The sequence below is a fragment of the Actinomadura sp. NBRC 104425 genome (assembly GCF_030269545.1).
GTDB lineage: Bacteria > Actinomycetota > Actinomycetes > Streptosporangiales > Streptosporangiaceae > Spirillospora > Spirillospora keratinilytica.
This window is the reverse complement of record NZ_BSTN01000068.1, coordinates 1-3699: the sequence shown is the minus strand read 5'-3', so window position 1 is coordinate 3699 and position 3699 is coordinate 1. Positions and strand designations below refer to the sequence as shown.

The following is a 3699-nucleotide window of genomic DNA, read 5'->3' as shown; positions in this document are numbered from 1 at the left end:
AAAGAATCTGCTCCTGTACTGTGGCCGGGGGTCGACCGGTGCCGGCCGTGTACTCGGGGGCGGGCAACGCCTTGCGGTCGAGCTTGCCGTTCACGGTCAACGGCAGCTCGTCCAACGTGACCACGGCAGCCGGGACCATGTACTCGGGCAGACACCGCGCCACGAAATCCCGCAGGTCACCGGACGAAAGCACGGCCGTCCCGCCCCCGGCGGGCACGACGTAGGCCACCAGCCGCTTGTCGCCCGGGGTATCCTCACGGGCCACGACAGCGGCCTGGGACACATCCGGATGCGCCAGCAGGGCGGCCTCGACCTCACCCGGCTCGATCCGGAAACCACGGATCTTGATCTGCTCGTCGGCCCGACCCGCGAACACCAACTGCCCATCCGGCGTCCACCTGGCCAGGTCACCGGTCCGGTACATCCGCTCACCCGAACCGAACGGACACGCCACAAACCGCTCACCCGTCAAACCCGCCCGGCCGACATACCCGCGCGCCAACCCGGCACCCGCGATGTACAGTTCGCCGATCACCCCGATCGGGACCGGGTTCAGCGCATCATCGAGAACGTACAACCGGGTGTTGGCGATCGGACGGCCGATCGGCACCACCTCACCCACAAGCCGCCCGGCGGCCACCTCGAAGACCGAACACCCCACAACCGTCTCGGTCGGACCGTACTCATTCACCACCACCGCATCCGGCGCCAACCCCAACCACGACACAACACTCGCCCCGGGCAGCGCCTCACCACCGACCACCCAACGCCGCGCCGCACCGGCAACACGATCGCAAGACAGCATCTCGGCCAGCATCGGCAGATGCGCCGGAACCACCTTCACCACATCGAACCCACCAACCGACCCCAACACACCGGCCAAGCCCTCCACACCACCGTCCGCACCCACCGTGATCGCCGCACCCGCCGCCAACGGCACCAGCACACTCGTCACCGTCAAATCGAACGCCAACGACGAATACAGCGGAGCACCGCCCGACCCCACCCGATACGCCCCAACGGCCCAGACCACATAATTCACAAGCCCACCGTGCGTGACCGCGACCCCCTTCGGCACACCCGTCGAACCCGACGTGTAGATCACATACGCCAGCTCATCGGGGGCGGTCGAGACGGACGGGGCGCCGACGTCGGCGCCGGCCAGCGATTCCAGGTCGTCGACCGCGATCGTGAGCATGCGGCCTGCGGGGAGCTCTTCGAGCAGGTCGCCGGTGGTGACGAGGGCGACCGCGCGGCTGTCGGCCAGCATGAACTCCACACGCTCGGCCGGACTCACCGGATCGATCGGCAGATACGCCGCCCCCGCCTTCCACACACCCAACATCGCCGCCACCACGTCAACGCCACGCGGCAGGCACAAGGCCACCACCGAACCGGCGCCCACACCGAAACCGACCAGCACCCCAGCCAACCGAGCAGCCTTAGCGTCCAGCTCGGCATACGTCACCCGCACCCCGTCGTGCACGACCGCGACCGCATCCGGAGCTCGACGCACCCACTCCTCGAACAACTCCAAAACCGTGCCCTCCGGCACCGCAGCCGCAGTGTCGTTCCACTCGTCGAGCACGAGACGACGTTCCTCGGCGTCCAACACGTCGACCGCGCGCAACCGCACGTCCGGAACCTCGCTCACGGTCTCCAGAACGCGCACCCACCGCTCGGCCAGACCCGCCGCCGACGCCATCTCGAACAGATCAGCCGAAACAGTTACCGAACCACGCAACCCGGCCGGACGCCCCTGCTCGTCGAACACCTCGCCGACGACGACATCGAGATCGAACTTGGCCGGGACCTCCACCGGCCCGTCCGCCGCGAAGCCCCCGCCGCCGGCGGTCACGCCCGGCAGATCCAGCGAAGCGCGTTCGATGTTCTGGACGGTCAGCATGACCTGGAACAGCGGGTGGCGGCCGAGCGAGCGTTCGGAGACGAGCTCCTCGACGAGCCGTTCGAACGGCACGTCCTGGTGTGCGAGAGCCCCCAGCGTCGTCTCCCGCACCCGGGCGAGCACCTCACGGAACTGCGGGTCGCCGGACAGATCCGTGCGGATCACCAGCGTGTTGACGAAGAACCCGACCAGATCGTCCAGCGACTCGTCGGTGCGTCCGGCGACCGCCGCACCGATCGGAATGTCGATGCCGGCACCGAGCCGCGACAGCGTCACCGCCAACGCGGCCTGCACCACCATGAACACCGTCACGCCTTCGGCGCGGGCCAGTTCGGTGATCCGCTGGTGCACCTCGGCGGGCACCCGCAACGGCACGGCATACCCGACGTGACTGGGCACTGCCGGACGGGGCCGGTCGGTGGGCAGCGCCAGCTCTTCCGGCGCCCCGGCCAGCGCCCGCCGCCAGTACTCGATTTGAGCCGACAGCAGACTGTCCGGGTCGGACTCCTCCCCCAGCAGCTCACGTTGCCACAGGGCGTAGTCGGCGTACTGCACCGGCAGCGGTTCCCACTCGGGGGCCTCACCGCGCACCCGCGCCGCGTAAGCCGCCGACACGTCCCGGCCCAGCGGTCCCATCGACCAGCCGTCACCGGCGATGTGATGGACCACCAGCACCAGAACCCGCTCGTCCGAAGCGACCTCGAACAACCACGCCCGGATCGGCACCTCCGACGCCAGATCGAACGCGTACCGGGACGCCTGCGTCACCGCGTCGGCCAGTTGTTCGGGTTCGACGCGGCGGGTCTCCAGGGACCAGTCGAGGTCCCGCATGTCCAGGACGTGCTGGTACGGCTCGCCGTCCGCGGACGGGAACACCGTGCGCAGCGACTCATGACGGCCGATCACATCGCGCAGGGCGGCGTTCAGCGCGGCGACGTCCAGGTCACCGCTCAGCCGAACCGGCACCGGGATGTTGTAGGTCGGGCTCGGACCCTCCAACTGCTCAAGGAACCACAGCCGACGCTGCGCGAACGACAACGGCACCCGTTCTGGACGCTCCGCCGCCCGCAGCGGCTGACGGGCCTGCTGCACGCTGGTCCCCGCGAGGCGGGCGGCGAGGCCCGCCACGGTCGGCGCCTCGAACAGCGTCCGCAGCGGCAGTTCCACGCCCAGCGCCGTCCGGATCCGCGACAGCAGCCGGACCGCCAGCAGCGAATGCCCGCCCAGCTCGAAGAAGTCGTCGTCCACTCCCACCGATTCCAGGCCGAGCACGTGCGCGAAGGCCCCGCACAAGATCTCTTCGTGTGCGGTGGCCGGTGCCCGGCTCGCGCCGGTGGAGTACTCGGGTGCGGGCAACGCCTTGCGGTCGAGCTTGCCGTTGGCGTTCAACGGCAGCTCGTCCAGGGTGATCACGGCGGCCGGGACCATGTACTCCGGCAAACGCCGCGCCACGTGCTCACGCAACACCTCGGCACCTGGCCGAGCGTCACCGGCGGGCACCACGTAGGCCACCAGGCGCTTGTCGCCCGGGGTGTCCTCGCGGGCGACGACAGCGGCCTGGGACACATCCGGATGCGCCAGCAGGGCGGCCTCGACCTCGCCCGGCTCGATCCGGAACCCGCGAATCTTCACCTGGTCGTCCGCCCGGCCCGCGAACACCAACTGACCATCCGGCGTCCACCTGGCCAGGTCACCGGTCCGGTACATCCGCTCACCCGAACCGAACGGGCACGCCACGAACCGCTCACCCGTCAAACCCGCCCGGCCGACATACCCGCGCGCCAGCCCGGCGC

At 69.6% G+C, this 3699-nt stretch carries 1 protein-coding gene; it reads right to left on the bottom strand.

What is annotated here, in order from left to right:
- The coding region (locus tag QSK22_RS33035) for an amino acid adenylation domain-containing protein (protein ID WP_502872401.1) at nucleotides 1-3699 on the bottom strand (3699 nt) is incomplete at both ends.